Annotated in this window: 31 protein-coding genes and 2 pseudogenes; 13 read left to right on the top strand and 20 right to left on the bottom strand. The window is 70.8% G+C overall.

Going from position 1 to position 26391, the window contains the following annotated elements; translation table 11 throughout:
• Positions 1-5: 5 nt before the first annotated feature.
• A complete protein-coding gene (locus EDD90_RS49485; RefSeq protein WP_123979617.1) occupies positions 6-1280 on the top strand; it encodes a cytochrome P450 in 1275 nt (424 codons plus the stop codon).
• 9 nt (positions 1281-1289) lie between these two features.
• Here the strand turns inward: EDD90_RS49485 and EDD90_RS49480 are convergent, their stop codons facing one another.
• Positions 1290-1844, bottom strand: a complete 555-nt coding sequence (locus EDD90_RS49480; protein WP_123979615.1) for a cysteine hydrolase family protein — start codon at positions 1842-1844, stop codon at positions 1290-1292.
• 153 nt (positions 1845-1997) lie between these two features.
• On the opposite strand from EDD90_RS49480, the gene EDD90_RS49475 reads away from it, so the two are divergent.
• Positions 1998-2657 (top strand): TetR/AcrR family transcriptional regulator, encoded by a 660-nt coding sequence (locus tag EDD90_RS49475; RefSeq protein ID WP_123979613.1) that lies wholly within the window; start codon positions 1998-2000, stop codon positions 2655-2657.
• A gap of 161 nt (positions 2658-2818) precedes the next feature.
• On the opposite strand, the gene EDD90_RS49470 is transcribed toward EDD90_RS49475, so the two are convergent.
• Positions 2819-3871, bottom strand: a complete 1053-nt coding sequence (locus EDD90_RS49470; protein ID WP_123979611.1) for a serine hydrolase — start codon at positions 3869-3871, stop codon at positions 2819-2821.
• Positions 3872-4086: 215 nt separating this feature from the next.
• On the opposite strand from EDD90_RS49470, the gene EDD90_RS49465 reads away from it, so the two are divergent.
• From EDD90_RS49465 to EDD90_RS49455, 3 genes are all read left to right on the top strand, one after another.
• Positions 4087-4755: a response regulator transcription factor gene (locus tag EDD90_RS49465; protein WP_123979609.1), complete on the top strand. Its 669-nt coding sequence runs from the start codon at positions 4087-4089 to the stop codon at positions 4753-4755.
• A complete protein-coding gene (locus EDD90_RS49460; RefSeq protein WP_123979607.1) occupies positions 4752-5864 on the top strand; it encodes a sensor histidine kinase in 1113 nt (370 codons plus the stop codon). The genes EDD90_RS49465 and EDD90_RS49460 overlap by 4 nt, the downstream gene beginning before the upstream one ends.
• Before the next feature lie 280 nt (positions 5865-6144).
• Positions 6145-6834: a histidine phosphatase family protein gene (locus EDD90_RS49455; RefSeq protein WP_123979605.1), complete on the top strand. Its 690-nt coding sequence runs from the start codon at positions 6145-6147 to the stop codon at positions 6832-6834.
• Positions 6835-6849: 15 nt separating this feature from the next.
• Here EDD90_RS49455 and zwf read toward each other — a convergent pair whose 3' ends face one another.
• The 4 genes from zwf to ppgK all read right to left on the bottom strand — a co-directional run bounded on the left by zwf (position 6850) and on the right by ppgK (position 10932).
• The gene (gene zwf / locus EDD90_RS49450) at positions 6850-8271 is read right to left on the bottom strand and encodes a glucose-6-phosphate dehydrogenase (protein ID WP_123979603.1); all 1422 of its coding nucleotides are present in this window, start codon (positions 8269-8271) and stop codon (positions 6850-6852) included.
• 42 nt (positions 8272-8313) lie between these two features.
• Positions 8314-9015: a 6-phosphogluconolactonase gene (pgl, locus tag EDD90_RS49445; protein WP_185149496.1), complete on the bottom strand. Its 702-nt coding sequence runs from the start codon at positions 9013-9015 to the stop codon at positions 8314-8316.
• A gap of 5 nt (positions 9016-9020) precedes the next feature.
• Positions 9021-10052 (bottom strand): phosphogluconate dehydrogenase (NAD(+)-dependent, decarboxylating), encoded by a 1032-nt coding sequence (gene gnd / locus EDD90_RS49440; RefSeq protein WP_123979599.1) that lies wholly within the window; start codon positions 10050-10052, stop codon positions 9021-9023.
• 106 nt (positions 10053-10158) lie between these two features.
• The gene (ppgK, locus tag EDD90_RS49435; RefSeq protein ID WP_311737259.1) at positions 10159-10932 is read right to left on the bottom strand and encodes a polyphosphate--glucose phosphotransferase; all 774 of its coding nucleotides are present in this window, start codon (positions 10930-10932) and stop codon (positions 10159-10161) included.
• A 242-nt stretch (positions 10933-11174) separates the two neighbouring features.
• On the opposite strand from ppgK, the gene EDD90_RS49430 reads away from it, so the two are divergent.
• A complete protein-coding gene (locus tag EDD90_RS49430) occupies positions 11175-11978 on the top strand; it encodes a Cof-type HAD-IIB family hydrolase (RefSeq protein WP_123979597.1) in 804 nt (267 codons plus the stop codon).
• 32 nt (positions 11979-12010) lie between these two features.
• Positions 12011-12661, top strand: coding sequence for a ribose 5-phosphate isomerase A (gene rpiA, locus EDD90_RS49425; protein ID WP_123979595.1), 651 nt, complete (start codon positions 12011-12013; stop codon positions 12659-12661).
• Between the two features lie 80 nt (positions 12662-12741).
• Here rpiA and EDD90_RS49420 read toward each other — a convergent pair whose 3' ends face one another.
• Positions 12742-14019 carry a multidrug effflux MFS transporter gene (locus tag EDD90_RS49420; RefSeq protein WP_123979593.1) on the bottom strand — a complete coding sequence of 426 codons (1278 nt, stop codon included), beginning with the start codon at positions 14017-14019 and terminating at the stop codon, positions 12742-12744.
• A 62-nt stretch (positions 14020-14081) separates the two neighbouring features.
• Between EDD90_RS49420 and EDD90_RS49415 the strand changes: the two genes are divergently transcribed.
• A complete protein-coding gene (locus tag EDD90_RS49415) occupies positions 14082-14591 on the top strand; it encodes a MarR family winged helix-turn-helix transcriptional regulator (RefSeq protein ID WP_123979591.1) in 510 nt (169 codons plus the stop codon).
• 135 nt (positions 14592-14726) lie between these two features.
• On the opposite strand, the pseudogene EDD90_RS58735 reads toward EDD90_RS49415, so the two are convergent.
• The 4 genes and pseudogenes from EDD90_RS58735 to EDD90_RS58045 form a co-directional block, all read right to left on the bottom strand.
• Positions 14727-14774, bottom strand: a pseudogene (locus tag EDD90_RS58735) (hypothetical protein); the annotation flags it as partial.
• The gene (locus EDD90_RS56510) at positions 14753-15397 is read right to left on the bottom strand and encodes a fumarylacetoacetate hydrolase family protein (RefSeq protein ID WP_311737282.1); all 645 of its coding nucleotides are present in this window, start codon (positions 15395-15397) and stop codon (positions 14753-14755) included. The pseudogene EDD90_RS58735 and the gene EDD90_RS56510, both read right to left, overlap by 22 nt.
• A 62-nt stretch (positions 15398-15459) precedes the next feature.
• Positions 15460-15651, bottom strand: coding sequence for a hypothetical protein (locus EDD90_RS58730; RefSeq protein WP_185149714.1), 192 nt, complete (start codon positions 15649-15651; stop codon positions 15460-15462).
• Positions 15648-15806: pseudogene (locus EDD90_RS58045) on the bottom strand (2,3-dihydroxybiphenyl 1,2-dioxygenase); the annotation flags it as partial. The pseudogene EDD90_RS58045 and the gene EDD90_RS58730, both read right to left, overlap by 4 nt.
• Before the next feature lie 8 nt (positions 15807-15814).
• Here EDD90_RS58045 and EDD90_RS49395 point away from each other — a divergent pair.
• Together EDD90_RS49395 and EDD90_RS49390 are read left to right on the top strand one after the other, a co-directional pair.
• Positions 15815-16003, top strand: coding sequence for a hypothetical protein (locus tag EDD90_RS49395; protein ID WP_185149495.1), 189 nt, complete (start codon positions 15815-15817; stop codon positions 16001-16003).
• 111 nt (positions 16004-16114) lie between these two features.
• Complete coding sequence (locus EDD90_RS49390) at positions 16115-16738, top strand: TetR/AcrR family transcriptional regulator (protein WP_123979589.1); 624 nt, start codon at positions 16115-16117, stop codon at positions 16736-16738.
• A gap of 9 nt (positions 16739-16747) precedes the next feature.
• Here the strand turns inward: EDD90_RS49390 and EDD90_RS49385 are convergent, their stop codons facing one another.
• From EDD90_RS49385 to EDD90_RS49355, 7 genes are all read right to left on the bottom strand, one after another.
• Positions 16748-17098: a helix-turn-helix transcriptional regulator gene (locus tag EDD90_RS49385; RefSeq protein ID WP_260328575.1), complete on the bottom strand. Its 351-nt coding sequence runs from the start codon at positions 17096-17098 to the stop codon at positions 16748-16750.
• A 106-nt stretch (positions 17099-17204) separates the two neighbouring features.
• Positions 17205-17711 carry a helix-turn-helix domain-containing protein gene (locus EDD90_RS49380; RefSeq protein ID WP_311737281.1) on the bottom strand — a complete coding sequence of 169 codons (507 nt, stop codon included), beginning with the start codon at positions 17709-17711 and terminating at the stop codon, positions 17205-17207.
• A gap of 12 nt (positions 17712-17723) precedes the next feature.
• Positions 17724-18146, bottom strand: a complete 423-nt coding sequence (locus tag EDD90_RS49375; protein WP_123979583.1) for a hypothetical protein — start codon at positions 18144-18146, stop codon at positions 17724-17726.
• 179 nt (positions 18147-18325) lie between these two features.
• Positions 18326-19723 carry a dihydrolipoyl dehydrogenase gene (gene lpdA / locus EDD90_RS49370; RefSeq protein WP_123979581.1) on the bottom strand — a complete coding sequence of 466 codons (1398 nt, stop codon included), beginning with the start codon at positions 19721-19723 and terminating at the stop codon, positions 18326-18328.
• Between the two features lie 53 nt (positions 19724-19776).
• A complete protein-coding gene (locus EDD90_RS49365) occupies positions 19777-20475 on the bottom strand; it encodes an SDR family oxidoreductase (RefSeq protein ID WP_123979579.1) in 699 nt (232 codons plus the stop codon).
• A gap of 56 nt (positions 20476-20531) precedes the next feature.
• Positions 20532-21434 carry a hypothetical protein gene (locus EDD90_RS49360; protein ID WP_123979577.1) on the bottom strand — a complete coding sequence of 301 codons (903 nt, stop codon included), beginning with the start codon at positions 21432-21434 and terminating at the stop codon, positions 20532-20534.
• Positions 21317-21766, bottom strand: coding sequence for an ATP-binding protein (locus EDD90_RS49355; protein WP_185149494.1), 450 nt, complete (start codon positions 21764-21766; stop codon positions 21317-21319). Before EDD90_RS49355 ends, EDD90_RS49360 begins: the two co-directional genes overlap by 118 nt.
• 204 nt (positions 21767-21970) lie before the next feature.
• Between EDD90_RS49355 and EDD90_RS49350 the strand changes: the two genes are divergently transcribed.
• The 3 genes from EDD90_RS49350 to EDD90_RS49340 all read left to right on the top strand — a co-directional run bounded on the left by EDD90_RS49350 (position 21971) and on the right by EDD90_RS49340 (position 24128).
• Positions 21971-22471 carry a helix-turn-helix domain-containing protein gene (locus EDD90_RS49350; protein ID WP_123979573.1) on the top strand — a complete coding sequence of 167 codons (501 nt, stop codon included), beginning with the start codon at positions 21971-21973 and terminating at the stop codon, positions 22469-22471.
• Between the two features lie 92 nt (positions 22472-22563).
• The gene (locus tag EDD90_RS49345; protein WP_123979571.1) at positions 22564-23070 is read left to right on the top strand and encodes an SRPBCC family protein; all 507 of its coding nucleotides are present in this window, start codon (positions 22564-22566) and stop codon (positions 23068-23070) included.
• A complete protein-coding gene (locus EDD90_RS49340) occupies positions 23070-24128 on the top strand; it encodes an LLM class flavin-dependent oxidoreductase (protein WP_123979569.1) in 1059 nt (352 codons plus the stop codon). The genes EDD90_RS49345 and EDD90_RS49340 overlap by 1 nt, the downstream gene beginning before the upstream one ends.
• A gap of 454 nt (positions 24129-24582) precedes the next feature.
• On the opposite strand, the gene EDD90_RS49335 is transcribed toward EDD90_RS49340, so the two are convergent.
• Positions 24583-24816, bottom strand: coding sequence for a hypothetical protein (locus tag EDD90_RS49335; RefSeq protein WP_123979567.1), 234 nt, complete (start codon positions 24814-24816; stop codon positions 24583-24585).
• A 453-nt stretch (positions 24817-25269) separates the two neighbouring features.
• Positions 25270-26121 (bottom strand): LuxR family transcriptional regulator, encoded by an 852-nt coding sequence (locus EDD90_RS49330; protein ID WP_123979565.1) that lies wholly within the window; start codon positions 26119-26121, stop codon positions 25270-25272.
• Positions 26122-26391: the final 270 nt, after the last annotated feature.

Genomic DNA, 26391 nt, shown 5'->3' with positions numbered 1-26391 from the left:
CGACGATGACCACAACCACCGGCGTCGAGGCCATGCGCCTCGCTGATGTCGACCTCGCCAATCTCGACAACTTCACCGACGGGGTGACCCCCTGGCGGATGTTCCACACCCTGCGCCACCAGGACCCGGTGCACTGGCAGCCCGAGGGGGCGCCCAACTCCGGTTTCTGGGCGCTCACCCGGCACGCCGACATCGCGCGTGTCGACCGGGACGCCGAGACCTTCACCTCCACCAGGTTCGTGAACCTGGAGGAGGTCGACGAGGACCAGATCAAGAAGCGCGCCTCGATCCTGGAGCTGGACGGCGTCCGGCACCGCGCCCTGCGCAGCGTGATCCAGCGCCAGTTCGGCGCCGGTGTCATCAACAGCTACACCGACTTCCTGCGCGGGCTGACCGCGAAGACTCTGGACGCGGCGCTGGCGAAGGGGCGGTTCGACTTCGTGCGCGAGGTCTCCGCGGACTTCCCCATCAACGTGCTGGCCCGGCTCCTCGACGTACCGCCGGAGGACAACCAGCAGTTGATCGACTGGGGCAACCGCATCATCGGGAACACCGACCCCGACTACGCGGACGTCCTGCTGCACAGCGCGGAGAGCGAGAAGTACCGCGATCTGCCGTTCCGCTCCCCCGCCTCGCTCGAAGTCTTCGAGTACGGGCGGGAGTTGGCCCGGCAGCGACGCGGCGGCGAGGGGACCGACCTGATCTCCAAGCTGGTCAACACCACCCCGCGCGACGGAGTCCCGCTCTCCGCCCAGGACTTCGACAACTACTTCCTGCTCCTGGTGGTGGCCGGCAACGAGACCACCCGGCACACCATCACCCACTCCATGCTGGCCCTCCTCCAGCACCCGGAGCAGCTGGCCCGTCTCAAGGACGACCCGTCGCTGATCCCGACGGCGGTGGAGGAGTTCCTGCGCTGGGCGTCCCCCGTCTACCACTTCCGCCGTACCGCGACCCGTGACGTCGAGCTCGGCGGCAAGAACATCAAGGAGGGCGACAAGGTCGTCATGTGGTACGCCTCGGGCAACCGCGACGAGGAGGTCTTCGGGAACCCGTACGACTTCGACGTCACCCGCACCGACAACGACCACGTAACCTTCGGCAAGGGCAGCCCGCACCTGTGCCTGGGCAACCTGCTCGCGCGCACCGAGATCCGGATCATGTTCGAGGAGCTGATCCCCCGGCTCGCCGACATCCGCCTGATCGGCGAGGTGCCTCGGGTGCGCTCCAACTTCGTCAACGGGATCAAGAAGCTGCCGGTCGAGGTGACCCTCGCCTGACGGCGGGCGTCAGAGTGCCGCCGCCCACGCGTCGACGGTCGTGACCTCCGCCTGTTTCGGGAACACCTTCTCTGTCAGCACCCGGTGCACCTCCGGGTCGGAGTCGAGGCAGGCGTCGGACAGGACGGTGAGCTCGAAGTCGAGGTCGGCCGCCTGGCGCAGGGTGGACAGCACGACGCCGCTGGTGGCGATGCCGGTGAGGACGAGGTGGTCGATCTCGCCGGCCCTCAGCACCATGTCGAGATCGCTGCCGGCGAACGCGCTGACGCGTCGCTTGGTGACGACGGGCTCGCCGGGCGCGGGAGCCACCTCGGGATGGACCTGCGTGGACGGGTTGTCACCGGCCAGCCTCGCGGCGGCGCCCACGAGGCCGCGGAACATCTTGTTGCGGGCGCTGACCTCCGGGTATCCCGGGCGGAAGCCGACGACCACGTAGATCACCGGGACGCCGCCCGCGCGGGCGGCGTCGATCGCCTTGCCGAGGCGTGGCAGGTAGTCGGGGTCGGGGAAGCGGTCGACGACGACCTGCTGGACATCCATGACAAGAAGGGCTTGCTGAGGCACCGTCACCGTTCCTTCTACGCGACCCCGTTAGTCATCAGGCGATTACTTGGCAACGTTACCCCGCTCCGGAACGAAGTCAACGCATGATTACCTGATGGCGAGCCGCTCGACCCGTTCGAAGGGTCCACGGGGGCGTCGACGAGAGGAGCCGGTGTGTCATCGGACGACGTGACCGATCAGGGCGACGGCGTGACCCATCAGGCCCAACAGGCTGATCAGGCCGATCAGCCCGACGGGCACCGGCGCCGGGACGCCGCGGCGACGCGCCGTGCCCTGCTGCTGGCCGCCCGCGCCCGGTTCACCCGGCTGGGGTACGACCGCACGACGCTGCGGGACGTCGCCGCGGACGCCGGGGTCAACCTGGCCCTGATCAAGCGGTACTTCGGCTCCAAGGAGGGCCTGTTCAAGGCGGCGCTGGCGTCGGCGCCCCGGTTCCTGGGCGGCGAAGCGGAGTTCCCGCACGACCGTGCCGCCCTGGCCGGGGCGCTCAGCCGTCAGCTGGCGGCCGGGGCGTGGGCGGAGTTCGGCGAGCATCCGGTGCTGCTGCTGTTGCGGGACTCCGGCGACGAGCAGGTGGCCGAGCTGCGCCGGCGGGCGCTGGAGGAGTTCGGCCGGCAGGTGCTCGAAGCGTCGGGTGCCGCACCGGCACCCGACGCCCTGCTGCGGGCGGAGCTCCTGGTCGCGCTGGGCGTCGGGGTCGCTGTCGTACGTTCCGCCGTGGGTCTGCGGCCCTTGGCCGACGCTACGCCCGACGACCTGATGGGCCCGCTCCGCGACATCGTGGACGGTCTGCTCGGACCGCCGTCCGGCTGAGCTCCCGCCGCGGACCGGTCACTCGGGCCAGGCGGAGTTCTTGCAGTCCGGGCTCGGCCGCTCGTCGAGGTGCGGACCCGCGGTTCGGCGAGGGAACACCGACCGTGGTCGCGGTGCGCGGTTCGACGCAGGACCACCGACCGTGGTCGCGGCGCGCGCGGTCAGGCGAAGGCGAGCGAGCGGAATGCGTCGCGGACGTGGGTGAGGGGCCCGTGGTCCCTGGAGCAGTAGAGCTTGTTGGTCAGCAGGATCGCCCAGCGGCCCTGTTTCGGGGAAAGCCATGCGCCTGTTCCCGTGGAGCCGTAGTGCACCCAGATGTCGTCGGTCGCGGGGACGGTTCCCGGGGCCGGGCACCAGAACAGTCCGCGGGCGGGTGCGAGTTCGCCGGTCTGGATCCGCAGCGACTCCTGGGTCCAGGCGGGGCCGAAGCCCGGCTGCCCGCCGTCCTGCCTCGGCTGCAGCATGTGGCGGAGGAAGACCGCGATGTCGGGGAGGACGGAGAACACTCCGGAATTACCGCAGGATCCGCCGAGCAGGCGCGCCGGCGGGCTCTGGGCGGTGCCCCTCAGGCGGGCACCCGTGAGGTCGTCGAGTTCGGTCGGCGCGCAGCGGACGGCGGTCTCGCCGGGCAGGGGGCCGTAGCAGGTGCGTGTCATGCCGAGGGGCTGCCACGTTCCGGTGGCGGCGAGGACGTCGAGGCTCTGCCCGGACAGCGCTTCGGCGAGGTAGCCGAGGACGAGGGCGGCGCGGTCGGTGTACTCCACGGCCTCCCCGGGCGGCCGGCGCACGGCTTCGTGGAGGACGCCGTCGCGGATGTCCCGGGGGTCGGTGCCGTACAGGTTCATGAGGTCGGTCCGGAGCGGGACGCCTGCGGTATGGGTGAGCAGGTGGCGGGTGCTCACCCGGCCCAGCGGGTGGCCGCTCACCTCGGACCAGAAGTCCCCCAGCTCCTCGTCGAGATGCAGCTTTCCGTCCTCGACGAGGGATCCGATGGACGCCCACACCGCCAGGACCTCCGTGAGTCCGGCGACGTCGAAGACGGTGTCGTGCCGCATCGGTTCGTCGGGCCGGTCGGGATCCAGGACACCTGGGGTGCCGATGGCCATGTTTCCGGTGCGGTCACCGACGGCCCAGACGGCGCCGGGGTAGACCTTGTCGTGGACACCATCGCCGATGAGTTGACGGAGGCTGTCGATGTCGAGGTCGAGGGCCATGGTCTCCCTATCTGTCCTGGACTGTGTGGTCTCCCGTCGCTCAGCGTAGTGAGGCGAGTGCGGAGGTCCCGGCTGCGCCACGGGCGGGCCGGGCGCGCCGCCCCCGCCGACCGGCTGAGGTCGCGCCGCCAACCGGCGGGTTCTCCGTGCCGGTCGCCAGGAGAAGGCTCCCGCGGGGTAGGCATCGACCGGGGCATGCGACGAGTGGAGCGCGGGTGATCCGGGTACTGGTGGTCGACGACGAAGCCTTGATCCGCACGGGTTTCACGCACATTCTCGAGACGGCGGACGACATCGAGGTCGTCGCGGCGGTACCCGGTGGCCAGGCCGTACGGACCGTGCGGGAGCTGCGACCCGATGTCGTCCTGCTCGACATCCGGATGCCGGACGTGGACGGGCTCACGATCCTGGCCGACCTCCGCCGTATGCCGCAGGCTCCGGTGGTCGCCATGCTCACCACGTTCGACACCGACGAATACGTGGCGACCGCTCTGCGGTCGGGCGCCGCCGGATTCCTGCTCAAGGACACCGACCCCGAACAGTTTCCCCACCTGGTGCGCACCCTGGCCGAGGGAGGGACCGTACTGTCGTCCAAGGTCACTCGCCTGGTGGTGGGCGGCTACCTCGACAACAGTGTGCGTGAGCCCGCCGCCGTCCGTCTCACCACTCGGCTCACCGAGCGCGAGCGTGCCGTGCTCGTCCTCATGGCCGAGGGGCTCGCCAATGCAGAGATCGGCGAACGGCTGCACCTGAGCACCGGCACGATCAAGGGCCATGTCACCAGCGTGCTCGGCAAACTGCGGGTGAGCAGCCGTGTCCAGGCGGCGCTGATCGCCGAGCGCGCGGGCCTGCTCGCTCCCTCCCAGGAGGAGGACGCCCGGTGAGCCTGCGACGGCCGCCGACGGTGCTGCTCGACATCGGTCTCGTCGGTTTCGCGGTGGCGGACGGATGGAGTCACATCGATGTCGAGGACCGGCCGACGGCTGCCTGCGCGTTGCTCGGCGCCCTTGCCCTGATGCTGCGTCACCGACTGCCTCTGACGACCTTCGTCCTCACGCTGCCCACCGCCCTGGTCACCGACGCCGTGGTCGCCCCGATGGCCGCGCTGTACACGCTCTCCTCCCTGAACCGCCACCGTTTCCTGCTGGCCGGCTGCGCGCTGCTCTACGCGATCATCGACTTCCTGCCCTGGCCGTGGTCGTCCCTGGACGCCACCGAGTTGTCCCAGACGAACAACGTGTTCCACCTCAGCTACACCCTGGCCACCGCGGCCGCCCCGGTGTTCCTGGGCCAGCTCGTCCAGGCCCGGCGCGAACTGTCGCTGCGGCTCGCCGACATCTCCGAGGCCCGCGAGCAGGAACGGCTGCTGACCGCACAGAGCGTGCTGGCGAAGGAGCGCGCCCAGCTTGCCCGGGAGATGCATGACGTGGTCTCCCACCAGGTCAGTCTCATCGCCGTACAGGCCGGAGCCCTGCAGGTGGGCGGCCGGGACGCCGAGACGAGACAGGCCGCCGCGACGATCCGCCGCCTGAGCGTGCAGACCCTGGAAGAACTGCGGCACATGGTCGGCGTGCTGCGGGCCTCCGGCAGCAGGCCCACGGAGCTCACCCCGCAGCCTTCGCTCGCCGACCTGGAGCACCTGGTCGAGGCCAGCGGCATCGAGGCGAAGCTGGAGACCGACCTGCCCGAGGACCTTCCGCCCACGGTCCAGCGCGCCGTCTACCGCACCGTCCAGGAAGCGCTGACCAACGTCCGCAAACACGCCCCCGGCGCCGCCGCGACCATCCGCATCAGACACCGGGACGGTGCCCTGTGTGCCACCGTCACGAACACCGCCCCCACCCGGCTCGCGTTCGACCTGCCCAGTGCCCACAACGGCCTGATCGGCCTGGCCCAGCGAGCGGAGCTGCTCGGCGGCACCGTCACCTCCGGCCCCACGGCCCAAGGGGGCTACGAGCTCCTCCTCGAACTGCCCATCGAACGGAACCGGTGAGCACGGCTGCCGGGACGACTGTCCGCCGGCCCGGGGGATGCCGGTTCCGGCCGGGCCGACGAGGCAGACCATCGGCCGGTCGGCCGGGTGGTTTCGGACACCTGACGGATGGTGCGGCCGGGGGCTTGCGCCGACTGTGGAGCAGGTGAGGCACGACGTGGTGTCGGCCGTTCCATCCGTTGCCCGGTGCGCCCGCCGGCCGGACAGGCCCGATCCAGCGACCTTCGCGTGGGTCTCACACCGTCCAGAGCCATGCCGGGCCATGAAGGAGGTCGGTCCCATGTCGATCCATCTGACGTTTCTGTGCGCGCCGGGCGGTGACGCCACGCTGGATCCACTCCTCGGCGACGCTCCGCTGAGCGAGCGCGGACTGCGTTTGGCAGGCACCGCGAGAGCAGTGCTCTCTCCCCGTGTGCCGGCCGTGCGGGCACCCTCGATCCGTTGCGCGCAGACTGCTGACGCCATCGGCCTGGTGGCGGCGTCCGAGCCCATGCTGCGCGATCTCGACGTGGGCAGCTGGCGCGGTCGCACGGTCGGCGAGGTCGCCGCAACCGACCCCGACGGGTTCTCCGCCTGGCTCACGGATCCGGATGCCGCTCCCCACGAAGGGGAGTCCGTACGCCAGCTGTGCCGCCGCTCGGCGGGCTGGCTGAGCAGCATGGCGCCCGAGACGGGCCACGTGGTGGCCGTCGTCGAAGCAGCGGTGGTCCGGGCCGTGCTCATCCACGCTCTGGCCGTACCGGCGAGAACGTTCTGGCATCTCACCGTGCCGCCCCTGTGCGCGGTCTTCCTCACCCGGCGTGACGGCTACTGGGACGTGCAGTGCGGCCGTGTCTCGCCCCGGGAGTCCGGGCAACGGTTCCTCGCACGCTCTGCGGCGTCCGCGGCCACGGACGGCGACCGGTCCGCGACGGTCCCCCTGGAGGGCCGGAAATCCCTCCCGGAGACACTCATCACCAACTGCGGGTAGGTCTCGCTCCCCCGGTCACCCGGCCGCCGCCCTCCCCGCTCCCGGTGGCAGCCAGGGTTCGTGCCATCCCGGGTGACCGGCGACGAGCTTGTTCGCTCCCGCCGGTCCCCAGGTCCCCTGCCGATAGCTCTCGGGGTCGCCGGGCGCCTCCAGCAGGGGCTGGACGATCCGCCAGGTCTCCTCCACCGAGTCCTCCCGGGTGAACAGGCTCGCGTTGCCCTGCATCGCATCACTGAGCAGGCGCTCGTACGGCTCGGGTGCCTCACCGAGCGCGGCCTCGAAGAGGAGGTCGAGGTCCACCAGCTGCGTGTCCTGCTTGCCCGGCTGCTTGGCCTGGATGCGGAAGTTCACGCCAGGGCTCGGATCGATCCGCAGGATCCACTGGCCGGGCTCGGGCGCGAACCGCTCCGCGAACGCGAGTCGCGGCGGGCGCTTGAACACGATCCGGATCTCGGTCACCCGCTCGGGGAGCGACTTGCCGGCGCGGATGAAGAACGGCACCCCGGACCAGCGCCAGTTCTCGATCTCCAGCCGCAACCCGACGAACGTCTCGGTGCGCGAGTGCGGACGCACGCCGGGGACCTGAAGGTACCCCTCGTACTGCCCGCGGACGTAGTGGGCCGGGTCGGCGTCGGGGATCGCCCGGAACACATCGACCCGGCGGTCCCGGAGCGCGTCCGCGCCGGCGGCCGACGGCGGCTCGGACGCCACCAGGGCGAGCAGCTGCAGCAGATGGTTCTGCACGACGTCGCGGAGCGCGCCGACCGGGTCGTAGAAATGACCGCGATCCTCGACCCCGAAGTCCTCGGCCATGGTGATCTGCACGCAGGAGATGTGGTCGCGGTTCCAGACCGGCTCGAACACGGAGTTGGCGAACCGCAGGAACTGGATGTCCATCGCCGGCTCCTTGCCGAGGAAGTGGTCGATCCTCAGCAGCTGGTCCTCGTCGAGGAGCTGACGCAGCTCGGCGTTGAGGGCGCGCGCCGACGCGAGGTCGTGCCCGAACGGTTTCTCCACGACGACCCGGGCGCCCTTGGTCAGCCCGACGCCCGCCAGTCCCTCGGTCACCCGGGCGAACAGTGACGGCGGGATCTCCAGGTAGAAGACCGGGTGCCGCTTGTCCTCGACCGCCCGGGCGAGGCGATGGTACGTCTCCGGGTCTGCGTAATCGCCCTGCACATAGCCGAGTCGGGCGGCGAACCGGGCCATGACGCTTTCGTCCAGCGGCTCGCCCGCCGCCTCGACCGCCGCGCGGGCGTGGTCACGCAGCGCGTCGTCGGACCATCCGTCGCGCGCCACTCCGATGATCGGGCAGGTCAGCAGCTTGCGCCGCTCGAGCCGGTAGAGCGAGTGGAACGTCATCTTGCGAGCCAGGTCGCCGCTGATCCCGAAAATGACCAGTACGTCGGCGGGAACGTTCGACGAGTTCGAAGCCACCTCATCCTCCTTACGGGGCCGGCACGGCAACGCAGCCGGGTGTCACGGTCCTGCCGGCGGCCGGTCGCCGGCGTGGGCGGGGCTCCGGCCGGCCGCCGCCGCGTCCGTGAGGACGAGCGACGCCGCCGCCTCGACCCGGCCGGCGGGAATCGACCGGTCTCCCGCGACGAACCTGGACAGCGGTTCGCGTTTGTCCGCTCCGGTGATGAGCCAGAGCACCTGCTCGGCGCGCGTCGGCGCGGGATAGGTGAGTGTCATGCGCTGGTGGCCCATGTAGGGCGCCGTGAGGGCCACCGGCCGGTCCGAGACGTCTAGCACCGGGTCCTGTGGCACTAGCGAGGCGGTGTGCCCGTCCGGACCGAGGCCCAGGTGAACGAGGTCGAACCGCTCGGGCAGCGACCGCCCGTAGGCGGCGGCCGCCGCGTCGAGGTCGGGGTCGTTCACGGGCATCGCGAAGACCTCGGCCGGAGCCGCTCCGAGGCTCTCCCGCAGGTGGGTGAGGTTGCGGTCCGGGTCGCCGTCGGGCGCGACCCGCTCGTCGACCTGGAACACGGCCACGTGCTCCCAGGGGACGTCCTCGTGTGCGAGCCGCGCGAACATCGCCCAGGGGGTGTGCCCGCCGCTGACGGCGAACGTGAACCGGCCGTGGGCCTGCACGCGGGCCCGGGCCAGCCGCGCCACGAACGCCGCCGCGGTGCCGGCGACCGCATCGGGGTCGGCGACGACCTCCAGTTCGTGATGCACGGCGCTCAGCCCTTCTTCTCCGCGTGCCCGCCGAACTCGGAGCGCATCGCCGAGAGGATCTTGTCGGTGAACTCCCCGGCCTGCCTGGACTCGAAGCGCTCGTAGAGCGAGGTGGTGATGACCGGTACCGGGACGCCTTCGTCCACCGCGGCGAGGACGGTCCAGCGGCCTTCCCCGGAGTCGGAGACCCGCCCGGCGAAGGCGTCGAGGGAGGGCGACCTGGCGAAGGCGTCGGCGATCAGGTCGACCAGCCAGGAGCCGACGACCGAGCCGCGCCGCCAGACCTCGGCCACCTCGCCGACGTCGATGTCGTACTGGTAGGCCCACGGATCGCGCAGTGGTGTCGTCTCCGCGTCGACCTCCTGCCGGCCTTGGCCGGCGTCCGCGTGCTTGATGACGGCGAGGCCCTCGGCGATCGCGGCCATCATCCCGTACTCGACCCCGTTGTGGACCATCTTCACGAAGTGCCCGGCGCCGTTCGGCCCGCAGTGCAGGTACCCGGACGGGGCGGTGCCGTCGGTCCGGGTCCGGCTCGGTGTCGGCTCGGCGCTGCCCTCGCCGGGGGCGATCGTCTTGAAGATCGGGTCGAGATGGGCCACGACCTCGTCCTCGCCGCCGATCATCAAGCAGTAGCCGCGGTCCAGCCCCCAGACACCACCGCTGGTCCCGCAGTCGACGTAGTGCAGCGACTTGTCGGCAAGACGCCTGGCACGCGTGATGTCGTCGCGGTAGTAGGAGTTGCCGCCGTCGATGAGGATGTCGCCGGGTTCCAGCAACGGTTCGAGCTGGTCGAGGATGGGGTCGACGATCGCGGCCGGAAGCATGAGCCACAGGGCCCGTGGCTTGTCCAGTTTCGCAACGAGATCCTGGAGTGAGTCCGCGCCCGTCGCCCCTTCGCCGGCCAGTTCGGCGACCGCGGCCGCCTTGACGTCGGACACCACGCAGTGGTGGCCGTCGCGCATCAGCCGTCGCACCAGGTTCGCCCCCATCCGGCCGAGCCCGATCATCCCGAGCTGCATGGGCTTGTCTGTCGCCATGTGGTGCCTCCTGGTCCTTGAGCGTGCGGTAGTACTCAGCGCGTTCATGGGCGAGCCGTGGCCGAGTTCAGGCTCGGTCACGCTCGCCCATGTCGAGCGCGGCAGACTAGGGCTGGACTTTCCCTGCCGGGGCGAAGAGCGCCGCACCGACGATTCCCGCGTCGTTCAGCAGCTGCGCCGGCACGGTCTCGGTCCTGAGTTCGATGTACGGCAGGAACTTGTCCGCCTTCTTGCTGACGCCGCCGCCGATGATGATCAGGTCGGGCCACAGCAGCCGCTGGACGAGGGCGAGATACGTGTCCAGACGGTGCGCCCATTTCCTCCAGGAGAGGTCGTCGTGCTCACGCACCGACTCCGCGGCCCAGTCCTCGGCATCCCCGTGGTGCAGCGGCAGATGCCCCAGCTCGCTGTTGGGCACCAGGAGCCCGTCGGAGAAGACGGCGCTGCCGATACCGGTGCCCAGGGTCACCATCACGACGACGCCCTTGCGCCCCTTGCCGGCGCCGAAGCGCATCTCGGCGATCCCGGCCGCGTCGGCGTCGTTGACCACCCGCACGTCGCGGCCGGTCGCCTGTGCGAAGAGCTGGGCCGCGTCCGTCTCCATCCAGGCCGGATCGATATTGGCCGTCGTCTGGACCCTGCCGCCCCGGATGACGGCCGGGAGCGTCAGCCCGACCGGTCCTGGGACGCCGATCTGAGAGAGCACCTGCACGACCACATCCGCGACCGCTCCCGGGGTCGCCGGCTGCGGGGTCGGGATCCGGACCCGCTCACCGGTCAGGCCGCCGGACTCGAGGTCGACCGGCGCTCCCTTGATACCGGTCCCGCCGATGTCGACCCCCAGCACGTGGGCCGCCCTGTCCAGACTTTCCTGCACCACTGCCCGCTCCCCTCAGGGGCCGGCCCAAGATGTGTTGTGTGAATTTTGAACGGCCAGACCCTATAAGAGTTTCGCCATACAATCCTTAAGAATAGCGCATATTAATTATAGTCGCCACATCACCTTTATCTGGTTATACCAAAACCCAATGGGTATACAAAAGAATTGCATGCCCAAAAGGGCATTGACCTTCCCTTCCGTTCGAGAGACACACGGCTACGCCCGGAGTTCACGGAGGTGCGATGCCAACCCGCCCGATCCGCCTGTTCCTTGCCGATGTCGACGGTACTTTGGTCACGAACGACAAGGTCCTCACCGACCGCGCGGTAGAGGCGGTCCACAAGCTCCACGACGCCGGCGTCGTGTTCGCGGTGACCAGCGGGAGACCACCGCGCGGCATGGCCATGATCATCGAGCCCCTGGCGCTGAGCACCGAACTGGCCGCCTTCAACGGTGGTCTCATCGTCAACCCGGATATGACCGTTGTCGAGCAGCAGGTCATCCCCACGGAGGTGGTGGCACCGGTCGTCGCGCTGATGGAGTCGTTCGGCCTCAGCGTCTGGATCTACCGGGGCGCCGACTGGTACGTCCGCGACCTGTCGGGGCCGCACGTGGATCGCGAGAGCTGGACGGTGCAGTTCGCACCCACGCTCGTCGCCGGCTTCGAGGGGCTGGAGCAGGGCACCGCCAAGATCGTCGGGGTCAGCGACGACCATGAGGTCGTCGAGGCGGCCGCGGTCGCGGCTCGCGCGCAGTTCGGCGACCATGTCTCGGCCGCCCGCTCGCAGCCCTACTACCTCGATGTGACGCATCCCCAGGCCAACAAGGGCGGTGTCGTCGCATACTGGTCCGCCAAGCTCCGGATTCCCCCCGAACAGATCGCTACGATCGGCGACATGCCCAACGACGTACTGATGTTCGCCCACTCGGGACTCTCCATCGCGATGGGCAACGCCGGTCACGAGGTCCAGCGCGCGGCGAGGCGGGTCACGACCAGCAACGAGGACGAGGGCTTCGCCAACGCTGTCGAGCAGTTCATCCTGTGACCCGTGGTCCAGGTCCGAGAGGAGGAAGGACCGTGAGCGTCGAGCATGAGAAGCAACGTGCCGCCGAGGCCGCGGCCGAGCTCGTGGAGGACGGCATGACCGTCGGCCTCGGCACCGGCTCCACCGTCGCCCACCTCCTGCCCGCACTGGCCCGCCGCGGTCTGTCCCTCCGGTGTGTCGCGACATCGCCGCGGACCGAGGAGGCCGCCCTGACGCTCGGTCTGCGGGTCGAACCGTTCGGCAGCATCGACCGCTTCGACATCGCGATCGACGGTGCGGACCAGATCGCGCCGGACGGCTGGCTCGTCAAGGGCGGCGGGGCCGCGCACACCAGGGAGAAGATCGTCGCCGCGGCCGCCGACCGCTTCGTCGTGATCGCCGACTCGAGCAAACGAGTGACGGCACTGCACCCGCCGGTCCCGCTCGAGTTGCTCGAGTTCGGGCTGGCCGCGACCATGCGGCTGCTCCACCCGGTCTCCCTGCGTGACGTACCACGCAGCCCCGACGGCGGCGTCATCGCGGACTACCACGGTGCCGTCGACGACCTCGCGGGCCTGGCGGCACTGCTCGGCGCCACCCCCGGCGTCGTCGAACACGGCCTGTTCCCACCGGCGATGGTCGCCGACGTGTTCGTGGCCCACGGCGACTCGGTCGAGCACCACCACACCGAGCCCCGAACCTGAGAGCGCCGGACGGATCCGACTCCTCCCCCCGGCCGACTGCGTGATCCACGGCAGTCCTTGTCCGGATGAGTCGTCAGGCCCTACACCGTCGCCGTCGGTTCCCCTCGTCCTTCCCAGGGCCTGGCGAGAACCACCAGCACCAGCCCGGCCGCGCCCAGCGCGACCAGCATGATGACCGCCATCGGCCGGGAGCTGCCCTCCCCGAACACGCCCACCAGCGGGGAGGCCAGGGCGCCGAAGAGGAACTGCAGGCCGCCGAGGAGCGCGGAGGCCGCGCCCGGAGCCGCACGACCCACCGCCTGGCCGATACTCATGGCGCTGGGGAAGACCAGGCCTATGCCGCCGGCGGTCACGAACAGGGTGATCCAGGTTCCCGCGAGGGTCTCCCCCGCGGTCACCACCAGCAGAACCTGCGCCAGCGCGCCCAGCAGGGCGATGCCGACTCCGGCCGAGAGCATGGCGTTGAGCCGTACGCCACGCCCGGCCAGGCGTGCGAAGGACGCCCCGCCGGCCAGCATGGCGACGGCGTTGGTGGCGAAGATGAGGGAGTACGTCGTCGAGGAGACCCCGTGGAGGTTCTCGAAGACGAAGCTCGAACCGCTGATGTAGGCGAACAGCGCGGCCGAGACGAGGGCGACGGCCAGGACGTATCCCATGAAGGTCCGGTCGGCGAGCAGCGCGCCCATCGCCCGGAAGGTGCCGGCGAGTCCGCCGCCGTGCCGCCGCTCGGGCGGCAGCGACTCGGGGACCGCCCGCACCACGGCGAGCAGGAGCAGCACACCGAGCACGGCCAGTACGACGAACACCGTCCGCCAGGTGGACATGGAGAGCACGGCCCCGCCGAGCACGGGCGCGGCGACCGGGGCCACGCCGACCACCTGGGACAACACCGCGAAGTAGCTGGGGAGTTCGGGGCCGTGGAAGCGGTCGGTGAGGACGGCCCGGGCCAGCACCATGCCCGCCGCACCGGCCACGCCCTGCAGAAAGCGGGCGCCGGTCAGCACGGCGATGTTCGGGGCGGCGGCGCAGGCGAGGGAGAAGAGGACGAACCCGGCCGCCCCTCCGATGAGCAGCCGGCGCCGGCCGAGTCCGTCGCTGAGCGTGCCGATGACCAGCTGGCCGACGACGAGCCCGGCCAGGAAGGCGGTCATCGTCAGCTGCACGGCCGAACTGCTCGCCCTGAACGCCTCTCCCAGTGCGGGAAACCCGGGAACGTACATGTCGGTCGCGAGCGGCGCGACGGCGGTCAGGGCGCCGAGCACGGCGATGAGAGCGGTGGCCGTACGACCCGAAGGCGCAGGTCCGGCGGTGTGAGGGACGGCGTCGGCGCGGTTGCGCGAGGATGACGGAGCTACCATGAAATTAAAGGTAACTGATAGTTCACTGGCTAACAAATATGGAGAGCGAGAAGACGAGCCGCATGCCCACCCCCTCCTCCGCCCCGTCCGCCGCCGATGTCGGCGCCCAGTGGGCCGCCCACAACCCCGACCTGGACACCTCCCCCATGGAGCTGGTCGGTCTGCTGAAGCACGCCAACGGTGTGCTCAGCCGCGCCGTCGAACCCCTCTACGCGGGCGCCGCTCTCACCGCGCCGGAGGTCGACATGCTGATCCCGCTCCGGCACGCGACCGAGCCGTTCATCGCCCGGAGCCTCGCCGAGCGGCTGGGACTGTCCCGGGCGGGCGTCAGCAAGACCCTCGGCAAGCTGGAGAAGCGCGGCTTCATCACCCGTACCCCCAACCCCGCCGACCGGCGCGCCGCCCTGGTCACCATCACCGAGGCCGGCGCCAAGGCGGTGGACGACCTCTTTCCCCGGCAACTCTCCATCGAGTTCGACCTGTTGGCCGGTCTGGGCGAGGACCGCGCACGGGTGACCGAGGCGCTGCACCGGCTGGTCGCGGTCATGGAGGCGCGCGTGGGGCACGGCTGAGGGCCGGACCAGGACGTGGTCACGCTCGCCGAGGGCGCGGGCGTGGCTGTCGCGCACGTCGACGACCGTCAGCGGGACTTGGCGGTCGGCGGCCGCCTCGCCGACGTGGGCGGCGGCCCAGGTGCGCAGTTCCTCCTCCCCCACCGTGGCGTCGGCGACGGTCACATACGCGACCGGTCCCTCGCCCGCCCGCCGGTCCGGCTGCCCGACGGCCTGGGCGCCGGTGACGGCGGGATGTGCGAGGCCTTCCACTTCGTCGCCGGGGGCAGGAACGCGGCGAGCAGTTCCACCGGTTTGGGCGGGGCCTTGAGGGCCGGGCCGACGGGGGTGCCGGTGAGGATCAGGTCGCCGGTGGCCAGGGCCTGGAAGCGGGAGAGTTCCTGGAGGGCCCGCAGCGGGCTGTAGATCATGTCCGTCAGGTCGCTGTTCTGGCGGATCTCGCCGTTGACCTTGAGGACCAGCTGCAGCTCGGCGAGGCGGTGGAGTTCACCGGCGTCGAACAGGACCAGGGCCGGGCCGACGGGGGTGAAGGTCGGATAGGACTTGGTCTCGTAGAACTGGGTCTTGGGCAGCTGTAGGTCGCGTGCGGAGACGTCGTTGGTGACGACGTCTCCGGCGATGTGGTCCTTCCAGTTGGCCGCGGTGACGGTCGCACCGACGTCGAGGGGGCGGCCGACGACCAGGCCGAGCTCGATCTCGTAGTCGAGGAAGCGGACATGGCCGGGCTTCACGATCTCGTCGTACGGGCCGCTGATCGAACCGGACGTCTTGCGGAAGAAGGTCAGCGGGACGGTGTCGGGGTCCATGCCCGAGTCGCGGACATGGGAGACGAAGTTGGTCATCTGGGCGACGACCCGGCAGGGCGCCGTCACCGGGGAGACGAGCGGAAGTTCCGCGATGGGCGCGGCTCCACGGCGGGGGCGGCCGGCGCCCGGTGGACCGCGGCAACGTCGGCGAGGAGTTCGCCGGTCGTGGTCGCGGTGGTGTCGACGAGTACGGCGTGGTGGTCGTCGACGGCGGCCCGCCACCGGTCGGTGGTGCGGAGGACGGAGACGGTCATGAGGTTGCCACTTTCAGCAGGCCGCGCAGGCGTTCGAGGTCGAGTTCGTTGTCGTGGGCGCGGAGGGCGGTGATGATCGAGCGGAGTTCGGCGAGCGACTCGCGGCCGGGGGCGACGCCCAGGAAGTCCTTGGTGGCCGGCGGCCCCCACTGGGCCGCTGGCGGTGACGGCCGGTGCCGTACTGGCCCTCGGCGCGCTGCCGCACGCCCAGCCCGACCGGGACGACGCGGCCTCCGCCGACCTGGTGGTGCGCGGTCTGCTGCTCCGGTTCGGCATCCCCGCGGACGAGGCGGCCCGGATCTGCTCGCTCGAACTGCCGGATCTCGACGTCGTCGACACGATCATCGGATGAGCACCGCCCACCCGTCCTCGCCAGTGCTGCTGTAGGGGCTGCTCCAATTAGAGTGGATACTTCAGCTACGGCCTGCCCCGGCGGCCGCCATGATCTCCGGAGGGCGCAGAGATGACCGTGCCGCAGACGACGCGCAGGAAGCGTGCGAACGGGGTGGAGTCGCGCCAGCGCATCCTCGACGCCACCGTCGAGATCGCCGGTGAGCGCGGCTACGACGGCACCTCGATCGCGGCCGTCAGCGCCAAGTGCGGGCTGCCCGCCAGCTCGATCTACTGGCACTTCAAGGACAAGGACGACCTGATCGCCGCCGTCATCGAGCGCAGCTTCGAGACCTGGCTGACCGCCGTCGAACTGCCCGGGGACGACGCGGGCACCCCGTTGGAACGGGTCACCCTGATGGCCGCGAACGTGGCCAGGTCACTGGTCGCCGCGCCGGACTTCCTGCGCCTCGGCCTGATGCTGGCGCTGGAACGCCGCCCCACCGAGCCCCGCGGCCGTACGGTCTTCCTCCAGGTCCGCGCGATCTCCCAGCGGCGGATCGCCGAGGTGATCGCCGCCCTCTTCCCGAGCCTGGACGAGGCCGACGTGGACACCCTGACCACCTACGCGGTGGCCGGCGCCGACGGCCTGTTCGTGCACCGGGAGGTCAACGGCGACTCCGTCGACCTGGTGTCCCTGTTCGAGCTGCACGCCCGGCTCATCTACGACGCCGCCGCCAGGATGGCGGCTTCCTGACCTGCGACCTCAGACCGCGCCGGCCTCGCCCTCCCGGGCCGCAGCGGCCAGCACGGCCGACAGCAGCCCGGGGAAGCGCTGTTCCATCTCTTCGGTGCGCAGCGTGTTCATCTTCGCGGTGCCGACGTAGTACTGCCGGATCACACCGGCCTCGCGGAGCACGGTGAAGTGGTGCGTCAGCGTGGAGAGCGACACCGGCGCGTCGAACGTCCCGCAGCTCAGGTCCTCGCCCGCGCGCGCCAGTTGCGACACGACCAGTCGGCGTACCGGGTCCACCAGCGCCTCCAGCACCTGCTGGAGCGAGACCTCGGACAGGTCGGGGTGCTCCACTGTGCGTGCGGTGGTGCGAGGGCGGGCCACGGTCACTCCTCGGGGCGGCTTCGGAACCGTCATGTCATAGTACGACCGCCATCGAAAGCGCGACCGGCCCGTAGGCCGGCGCCCCGCCGGGGTCGTCCGCGCGCGCTCAGCCGGCCGCGGGCCGCCTGTCCGGCAGAGGGTCGAGCAGGCGGTGGGGCTTCTGCAGGCTCACGGCGACCGGATCCGTGCGCGCCCTCTCCCCCGGTGCGCCCAGCGGGACGAGCATGACGTCCTGGGGTTCCGGAACCACATCACAGGCGACGCAGCGAGCGGTGTGGTCGAGCGGGTCGCCGCAACCCGCGTGTGTGAACATCCGGCGGGGCTCGCGGTCGTCGCCCGCGTACCGCTCGCCCCAGGCACGCAGGGCATACAGGGGCGGCCACAGCGTCTTCCCCTTGTCGGTCACCTCGTAGAGGTGGCGGCCGCCGTGCTCCGGGTCGGGCCGGCGTTCGAGCAGGCCGGCGTCGACCAGGGCGGACAGCCGCGTACTCAGGACGGTTCGCGGCGCGTCGAGGTGTGCGAAGAAGTCCTTGAAACGCCGGACGCCGTAGAAGGCGTCCCGCATGACCAGCAACGTCCAACGCTCCCCGACGACTTCGAGAGCGCGTGCCAGCGAGCAGCAGGGTCAGCCCTTGCCCAGCAACGCGCGCACGTGCTGGACGATCTCGTCGTTGGTGTAGGCGTGGCCGCCTATGCTCCAGCCGCCGGGAACCGCCTCGGTCAGGGTGACCCAGGTGCGCTCGGCGAGGGAGGGGTTCCCCGCGGCCGAGGCGACCAGTCCGGAGATCTCCTTGACCAAGCCGAGCTGCTGCTCACGGTCGAGTGCGCCGGCGTTGGTGGTGACGTTGACGCGCACGTGGTCGGTGCCGCCGCCCGCGGTGGAGAAGCCGTCCGCGTCCAGCTCGTGGACGAACGCGGCCGTGTTGTCCGTGAAGAACGGGATGACCGGGACCTTCTCCCAGCGCATGATCGCCTGAGCGAGATCCCGGGCCAGTCCCTTGCGGTCCTTGATGATCCCCTTGGCTGCGTACACGTCAATCATGGGCATGAGATCGATCCTCGCTCTGTCGTGCGTCGGACTGTCCTGTGGAGTACAGGCACCGGATTTTCCGTGGAACAGCGGCCCGGTGGCCGCACTGCGATCCTGCCCGTCACGGGACCGTGCGGGATCCCGTGACGCGCGTAGTCCGTTCGCGCGGGTGCGTAGGAGCGGCCCGCGCGGTGCCGTCAGAGGTTGATCATGTGTCCGGCGAGCCCGTGCAGGGCGTCCTGGACCGCCTCGCTCAGGGTCGGGTGCGCATGGACGTTCCTCGCGAGTTCGTTGACCGTGAGGTCCCACTTCTGGGCCAGGGTCAGCTCGGGCAGGAGCTCGGTCACGTCCGGGCCGATCATGTGGGCGCCGAGCAGTTCGCCGTACCGGGTGTCGCTGACCAGTTTCACGAAGCCGACCGTGTCGCCGAAGCCGTGCGCCTTGGCGTTGGCCGTGAAGGGGAACTTCGCCACGCGCACGTCGAAGCCCTCGGCGCGGGCCTCGGCCTCGGTCCAGCCGAAGCTGGCGATCTGGGGCTGGCAGAACGTCGCGCGCGGGATCATCCGGTAGTCCAGCTCCATGGTCTCCGCGCCGGCGATGCTCTCGGCGGCGACAATGCCCATCGCCTCGGCGGTGTGCGCCAGCATCAGCTTCGCGGTGACGTCACCGATGGCGTAGATATGCGGCTGACTGGTGCGGCAGTACCCGTCGATGTCGATGGCACCGCGCTCGGTGAGCCGTACCCCGGTGCTGCTCAGGCCGTAGCCGGCGGTGCGCGGCTGGAAGCCGGTGGCCTGGAGCACCTTCTCCGCTTCGAGGACCTGCTCCGTGTCGCCCTTGCGGACGGTCACCCGGACCCGGTCCTCGGTCTCCTCGATGGACTGCACCGCCGTCGAGGTCAGGACCTTGATGCCCTGCCGTTTGAAGCGCCGGGTGAGCTCGGCCGAGACCTCCTCGTCCTCCAGCGGGGCGATCCGGTCGAGGAACTCGACCAACGTGACGTCGACGCCGTACGACCGCAGCAGATACGCGAACTCGACACCGATGGCCCCGGCGCCCGCGATGACCAGGCTCGACGGGAGGCTGTCGGAGAGGATCTGCTCCTCGTAGGTGACGACGCGGCGGCCCAGCGTCGTACCGGGCAGCAGTTTCACGGTCGAGCCGGTCGCGATGATGCAGGAGCGGAAGGAGAGTGTCGTCTCGCCGTCCTGCATCCGCACGTGCAGGGTGTGGGGGTCGAGGAAGGTGCCCTGCCCGTCGAACTGCTCGATCTTGTTCTTGCGCATGAGGTAGCCGACACCCTTGACGCGGCCGTCGGCCACCACGCGGCTGCGTTCGTAGGCGGCGCGGTAGTCCAGGCTCACCTCCCCGCTGATCTTCACTCCGAACTTCTCCGCGTCGTGCTGGATCAGCTGGGCGACCTCGGCGTTGCGCAGCAGTGCCTTCGCGGGGATGCAGCCGATGTTCAGACACACGCCGCCCCAGAAGCGCGCCTCCACGATGGCGGTGCGCAGGCCCAGTTGGGCGGCGCGGATCGCGGCCACATAGCCGCCCGGCCCGGCTCCCAGGACGACGACGTCGAAGTCGGTCTGCATGGCTCCACCTCACCGTTGTGTCGGGTCGCTCTCCAGGGTCCACCGTCGCACGATCAGGCGCTCGGGTAGAGGAGATCCAGCGGACCGGACAGCGCGGCGCGCACCCGGCGGGCCGTGTCGTCGACGAGTACCTCGGGCTCGCCGCTCTCGATCGCGTCCATGGTCTGCGCCGCCACCTCGGCCGCATCCGCCTTCGGCGCGTCGATGCCCGCGGTGGCGTCGGTGTCCACCCAGCCGACGTGCACGCCGACGACGAGCGTCCCCTGCTCCCGCAGGGCGACCCGGAGCGCGTTGGTCAGGGACCACTGCGCCGACTTCGAGGCGGCGTAGCCGGGGAACCGGTTGTTCGCCCGCCACGAGGCCACGGACAGCATGTTCACCAGGGCTCCGCCACCGTGGGCGGCGAGCACCGGCGCGAAGGCCCGCGAGACGGCCCAGGTGCCCAGGTAGTTCACCTCCAGCTCCCGCCGCGCGCCGTCCAGGGAGCCCTCCAGCAGGCTCGGCCCGGCCTGGATGCCGGCGTTGTTGATCACGATGGTCGCGTCGGACGCCGTCCGGGCGGCTGCCGCGATCTGCTCGTGGTCGGTGACGTCGAGCCGCAGCGGCTCCAGCCCGGGCTCGTCGAAGTCCTCCGGCCGCCGGACGCCCGCGTACACCTTGGCGGCGCCCCGGGCCAGCAGGGCCCGCGAGAACGCCAGCCCGATCCCCCGGTTGGCTCCGGTCACCAGCGCGACAGATCCCTCGATCTTCATGCTCGGACACCTCGTTCCGTGTTCCATGGTTTGCCGCCGTACAGGAGTTCATGGTTTTACGTGCCCGGGCCGCTCGCATCCCGTGGGTTCGTGGTGTGGGCGGGCCGGTGACTACGAGCGTCACGGGACGCCGTACGAGGCGGTGCGCACCGGACTCGACTGCGCGCCGCGAGCCGGATCACGGCCGGAGGACGGGCCGAGGGAGCCGTCCGGCCGCCCACCCTGGCGGAGGAACACGTCATGACCAGTGAAAGCGCACTGAGCAGCGCCAGCACTTCGCCGATCCGCTCGGCGGAGTCGCCGAGCTCCCCGGTCAGCCACTGCGCCCGTGACATCAGCACCCGGATCCGGGCCGTCGCCCCCGGGTCGCCGGTCCGCCGCAGCAGGCTCTCCGCGATGCGCACCGCGTCGGCTGCATGCTGGACCCGGCCGAGCAGTTCCACACAGCGCCGGCCCGTCTCCAGCCACATCCTGCCGCCCGGACGCACCATCCGGAACGCCTCGGTGATCAGTTCCGCGGCGGTCTCGGGCATGGCCGGGACGGCCTCGTCCGCGGCGGCTGGGAGGATCCTGATGCCGGCCTCGTCGTCGGGCGTGGCACTGCGCCGGGCGTGCGGGGCCGCCTCCAGGGGGCTGTGCCCGCCGTCGATCAGGAACTGGGCGCAGCTGCGGTGGAAGCGGCGCCGGATCCCGTCCGACAAGGCGTTGTAGACGGTCTCGCGCACCAGGCCGTGACGGAAACCGACCAGATGTTCGACAGCGCTGAGCAGTCCGGAGGCGAGGGCCGCCTCCACCCCGGCGGTGACCGCCGGCTGTCCGTGCCGGGGTGCGAGGAGTTCGGTCATCTCGTCCACGGCGAACGTCCGCCCCAGCACCGCGGCCATCCGCACCACGTCGGCGGCCGCCGGACCGAGCCCGGCGAGCGATTGGCGTACACCCGCGATGAACTCGTCGGGCACGCGTTCGGCGGACTCGCCGCGGCCCGGACCAGTCCTTCCAGGACCCGCACGGCGAGGGAGGGGCTGCCGCCCACGCCGTCGAGCATCCGGCGGACCGGTACCGAAGGCGGGCCGCCGAGCCGGTCCGCACTCCTCCCGACCACGAACCCCAGCCGCCGGGCCTCGCAGGCCAGGGCGTCCAGAAGCGCGCTCTTGCCGATGCCGGGTTCGCCGGTGACGAGGACGATGCCGCTCCGACGGTGCCGGACCGTACGACGCAGCACGCTCAGCCCCCGCGACAGCTGGTCGGAACGCCCACGCAGCGGTACCGCCCGGCCCGGGACGGTTGCCACGCCGACCCCTAGGACGACCGCCGGCAGGCCCGGGCACAACAGTGCGTTGGGTGAACTGACCACAGTGGGCCCAGATTTGCCCGTGCGCGATGGCGGCCACATCACGGGAACCTCGTAGTCTCGCCGGGCGGGACGCTACGTGAACAGCCACCATCAGCTGGGTTTCATGGTGAAACTCTCTACGGTACGGACTATCGTAAGGTCATGAAACGGACGTCGTTCGCCAAGTGGCCGTGCTCCATCGCACGGGCCGTCGATCTGCTGGGTGACCACTGGACGCCGCTGGTGGTGCGGGAAGCGTTCTACGGGATCCGTCGCTTCGACGAGTTCCAGCAGGAACTGGGCATCGCCCGCAACACGTTGACCGACCGGCTGCGCCTGCTGGTGGACGAGCGGATCCTGGAGAAGCGGCTGTACGGGAGCGAGCCGCCGCGTTACGACTACGTCCTCACGGAGAAGGGGCGGGACCTGTTCGCGGTGCTCGCCGCGATGTCCGCGTGGGGCGACCGCTGGCTGGCCGGGGAGCAGGGTGTCCCGGTGGTGTTCCACCACGAGGCATGCGACCACGACACCGTCCCCGAGGTCGTCTGCTCCCTGTGCCGGACACCGCTGCGGTCCGAGGAGACCTCGATGCGGATGGGGCCCGGATACCCGGAGCGGCTCAGGCAGCGCCCGGACATCCGACGGCGGTTCGGCACCGACTGAGCCCGCCGCGACCCCCTACGCCTCTTGACAGAGTGGGTCTCATCTAGCAACTCTGGAGGTCAGACCCCTTAATGGCGAGGAGGCCGACGGTCTTGGAGTGGACAGGCGCGCGCTACACGGACAAACCCACGGTCGAGGTGCGGACCTGGATCGACGCCCCGCCCGAGAGGGTGTGGGCCCTGGTCAGCGACATCGAACTGATGCCGGACATGAGCGAGGAGCTCCGGTCGGTCGCCTGGCTCGACGGCGCCTCCGGCCCGGCGGTGGGGGCCAGGTTCGTCGGCCGCAGTGAGCACGAGGCGTTCGGCAAGTGGGAGACCACCTCCCATGTGATCGAGTGCGAACCGGGGTCGGTGCTGGCCTGGGCCGTGCAGGACCCCGCCGACCCCTCCGCGGTGTGGCGGTTCCGGCTCCGCCCCGAGGACGGCGGGACCGAACTCTCCCAGTGGATGCAACTGGGGCCGGGACGTTCCGGGTTGTCCGTGGCGATCGACCGGATGCCGGACAAGGAACAGAAGATCGTGTTCGTACGGCTGCGGGAGTTCGAGCGTGGCATCACCGCCACCCTCGCGCAGATCAAGCAGCGGGCGGAGGCGTGATGCGGACCGCCACCACGATCGAGGCCTCGGGCGGCGAACACTGGTCCCAGCAGGCCGACTTCGTCGTCGAGGCCGAGAAGCTGGGCCTGGACATCTGCTGGGTCGCCGAGGCCTGGGGCTCCGACGCACCCTCCGCGCTCGGCTACTACGCGGCGCTCACCGACCGGATGCTGCTCGGCTCCGGTGTCATGCAGCTGGGCACCCGGACGCCAACTGCCGTGGCTCAGACGGCCGTCACGCTCTCCAACCTGTCTGGCGGGCGCTTCCTGCTAGGCCTCGGCGCCTCCGGCCCGCAGGTGATCGAGGGGCTGCACGGTGTGCCCTTCGCCCGGCCGCTGCGGCGGATGCGGGAGACGGTGGAGATCGTCCGGCGGGTGGTCGACGGCGGCCGGCTCTCCTACTCCGGCACCGAGTTCACCCTCCCCCTGCCCGGCGGCGAGGCCGTCCCGATGCGGCTGTCGATGCGTGCCGAGCACCCGATCCCCGTCTACCTGGCCGCCCTGTCCCCCGCCATGCTCCGGCTGACCGGTGAGGTCGCCGACGGGTGGCTGGGCACCAGCTTCGTGCCGGAGGGCGCGGGCGACGCCTACTTCGCCCATCTCGACGAGGGCCTGGCCCGCAGCGGCCGTACCCGCGCGGACCTGGACGTCTGCCAGGGCGCCGAGGTCGCCTTCGCGCCCGACGAGGAGGCGCTCGGCGCGATGGTCGCCGGGCGCAAGAAGGAACTCGCCTTCAGCCTGGGCGGGATGGGGTCGGCCTCCACCAACTTCTACAACAACGCCTACAGCCGCCAGGGCTGGGCCGAGGTCGCCGCCGAGGTCCGCGAACGCTGGCAGGCCGGCGACCGGGACGGCGCGACCGCTCTGGTGACCGACGAGATGGTGCTCGGTACGACACTGATCGGCACGGAGGCCATGGTGCGCGAGCGCCTCGCCATCTGGCGTGACGCCGGTGTCGACACCGTCCGCCTGTATCCGGCCGGGGAGACGCCGGAGGCCCGGCTCACCACGCTGGGCAGGGCGATCGAACTGGTCCGGGAGGCCGACACGGCCGGCTGAGCCCACGGCCTCAGCCTGCTGCCTGGCGCACGCCTCCGACTCCGGTGTGGTGGCAGGCAGGCCGGCGAGGGACCGGGGTGACCGCGTCCGGGTCCGCTCGTAGGACCCGGCGAGGTGCGATGAGGCGCGGTGAGGCGCCGACGGTGCGGGTCCCCCACACCTCGTCGTGGCAGCGGCCGGGCGCGCTGTCACCGGCTGCCACGAGCAACTCCCTTCGGATTTCCCGTCATACGAACTGCACGTCGTCCATGTCGATGGCCAGGGACGTGTATTCGGTGACCCGCGTGCCGTCCGGGTTCCGGACGTAGACATGGTGCCGGGTGGGGACGACGATGCCGTCGAAGATCCGGTGCCGCGCAGCGTATGCTACGGCCGCGCCGGGACCGAGCAGGTCGAGGCCGAGGTCGGTCCGGCGCAGCAGGCCGTCCTCGTCGACGCAGAGGGTCTGCCGTCTCTACGGGGCGGCGAAGCCGTCCGGGTAGGTGATGCGGACGGCCGGCCAGACCGCGCCCTCCTCGTGCCAGGGGCGGGCCTGCTCGGTGCGGATGTCGCAGCTCAGCAGGTGGAACGGCATGGTGAGGCAGTGCCACAGCACCTCCGCCGCGAAGTAGGCGGCGTGGAACTCGTCCCAGGCCGTCTGCCGGGTGTGGGCGGCGAACCGGGCCCGGAGGCCGAGTTGTTCGGCCACCAGACGCCGTCGTCCTGCCGGAGGGTCTGGCGGCCCGGCTCCCAGGTGGCGTGCCGCCCCCGTCCGGGGTACGGGGCGATGGTCAGGCGCTGTCGGCGAGTGTCCCCGCTGACGGTGATGTCGCGGAAGGCGCCCTGCCTGCCCTTGACCGCCCAGATGGCTCCGCCGAAGTGGACCCGGGCGCGGAAACGGGACAGCTCGCGCCAGGTGCCGGCACCGCCGTGAGCCTGTGAGCCTGTACCGCCAAGGCGAGCAGGTCGTGCATGGGCACCTCCTCCGGGTTCCTGCGCGGCCCTTGACGATCTCCGCCTCGGACGACGGTGACGTCATGGCCCTCACCTCTCGGACGCCTGCCCTCTCGATCACCCTCCGCCGGAACGCGGGGTCATGTCATCCCGTACAGTCCGTAGTCGGCGGTCGTCGCCACCACGTGACACGGGCCGTTCCCGGGGCCTACGCCGACGTGATGCGGTCGCGGCGGGCAGCCAGCTCGCGCCGGGAGTGGACGTCGAGCTTCCGGAAGACCTTGCGCAGGTGGCAGTCGACCGTGTGCACACTGAGGAAGAGCTGGGCGGCGATCTCCCCGTTGGTGGCGCCGCCGGCGGCGAGCCGGGCGACCCGGGCCTCCTGGGGGGCACTTCGTCGCCGCCGCTGGGCGGTCGAGGCGATGATCCGGTCGCGGACATCGGGGTCCAGGACGCCGGAGACCACCGATTCCAGCAGCCGTCCGGCCGCGTCCGCACCGAGGCCGGTCACCGGCAGTTCGGGGAGTCCCGCCAGGTGGTCGACGCGGTCGAGGTGGTCCCGGGCGGCGAAGACCATGGTGATGGCGTCGGCGTGCAGCCGGCGGGCCACGAAGGCCAGCACCGCGGCGGACTCCTCGTCCAGCCAGTGGGCGTCGTCCACCAGGCACAGCAGCGGCCGGTCGTCGTCGCGGGCGGCCACCAGCCCCAGCGAGGCGAGGGCGACGAGGAACCGGTCCGGCGGACTGGTCCGCTCCTGCAGCCCGAAGACCTGGCGGAGGGCCTCGCTCTGCGGGTCGGGCAGCTTGGGCAGCTGGGCCAGATGCGGTCTGAGAAGCTGGTGCAGGGCGGCGAAGCCGAGTTCCGTCTCGGACTCCACGGCGTCGAACCGCATGATCTCGAAGTCGGGGGCCGCTCTGGTCTGGAGGTGGTCGAGCAGCGTGCTCTTGCCGGTTCCCGGCCCGCCGCGCAGGACCAGGACCCCGCTCATCCCCCGTCGGGCGTCGTCGAGCGCTGCTGTCCGCCGACCGCATTCCTCGTCCCGCCCGAACAGCTCGTCCAATGGTCAACCCCAAGGCACTCGACAGGGGCCGGCTTGCGCTGCTTGTGGCCCGCGTGAGTCCAATCACCGGATTCGTGCGCCCCATACTGGCCAGCCCCGGAGCCGTTGTCCAGTTGCCCTCGGGGCGCGTGGTGCCGGGGGTCGGAAACCACGCGAAGTGCGTGATTCCCGGTGCCCGGTTCCGGCGCCAGTCCGGGCTGCGACGACACCCGGCCGACCCCGGACGGCACCCGGCAGGCCCCGATCGCCGACGCGCCCTCCGTTGGGTCC

Source organism: Streptomyces sp. Ag109_O5-1, from assembly GCF_003814875.1.
Taxonomy (GTDB): domain Bacteria; phylum Actinomycetota; class Actinomycetes; order Streptomycetales; family Streptomycetaceae; genus Streptomyces; species Streptomyces sasae.
This window is presented reverse-complemented; position numbering and strand designations above follow the sequence as displayed.

Bases quoted from the DNA above. Each gene is read 5' to 3' on its own strand.
- EDD90_RS49485 (WP_123979617.1), top strand. From the start codon at position 6: ATGACCACAACCACCGGCGTCGAGGCCATGCGCCTCGCTGATGTCGAC.
- EDD90_RS49470 (WP_123979611.1), bottom strand. From the start codon at position 3,871: ATGGCCCTCGACCTCGACATCGACAGCCTCCGTCAACTCATCGGCGAT.
- EDD90_RS49455 (WP_123979605.1), top strand. From the start codon at position 6,145: ATGTCGATCCATCTGACGTTTCTGTGCGCGCCGGGCGGTGACGCCACG.
- gnd (WP_123979599.1), bottom strand. From the start codon at position 10,052: ATGGCGACAGACAAGCCCATGCAGCTCGGGATGATCGGGCTCGGCCGG.
- EDD90_RS49430 (WP_123979597.1), top strand. From the start codon at position 11,175: ATGCCAACCCGCCCGATCCGCCTGTTCCTTGCCGATGTCGACGGTACT.
- EDD90_RS49420 (WP_123979593.1), bottom strand. From the start codon at position 14,019: ATGGTAGCTCCGTCATCCTCGCGCAACCGCGCCGACGCCGTCCCTCAC.
- EDD90_RS49415 (WP_123979591.1), top strand. From the start codon at position 14,082: ATGCCCACCCCCTCCTCCGCCCCGTCCGCCGCCGATGTCGGCGCCCAG.
- EDD90_RS56510 (WP_311737282.1), bottom strand. From the start codon at position 15,397: ATGGACCCCGACACCGTCCCGCTGACCTTCTTCCGCAAGACGTCCGGT.
- EDD90_RS58730 (WP_185149714.1), bottom strand. From the start codon at position 15,651: ATGACCGTCTCCGTCCTCCGCACCACCGACCGGTGGCGGGCCGCCGTC.
- EDD90_RS49390 (WP_123979589.1), top strand. From the start codon at position 16,115: ATGACCGTGCCGCAGACGACGCGCAGGAAGCGTGCGAACGGGGTGGAG.
- EDD90_RS49375 (WP_123979583.1), bottom strand. From the start codon at position 18,146: ATGCCCATGATTGACGTGTACGCAGCCAAGGGGATCATCAAGGACCGC.
- lpdA (WP_123979581.1), bottom strand. From the start codon at position 19,723: ATGCAGACCGACTTCGACGTCGTCGTCCTGGGAGCCGGGCCGGGCGGC.
- EDD90_RS49365 (WP_123979579.1), bottom strand. From the start codon at position 20,475: ATGAAGATCGAGGGATCTGTCGCGCTGGTGACCGGAGCCAACCGGGGG.
- EDD90_RS49350 (WP_123979573.1), top strand. From the start codon at position 21,971: ATGAAACGGACGTCGTTCGCCAAGTGGCCGTGCTCCATCGCACGGGCC.
- EDD90_RS49340 (WP_123979569.1), top strand. From the start codon at position 23,070: ATGCGGACCGCCACCACGATCGAGGCCTCGGGCGGCGAACACTGGTCC.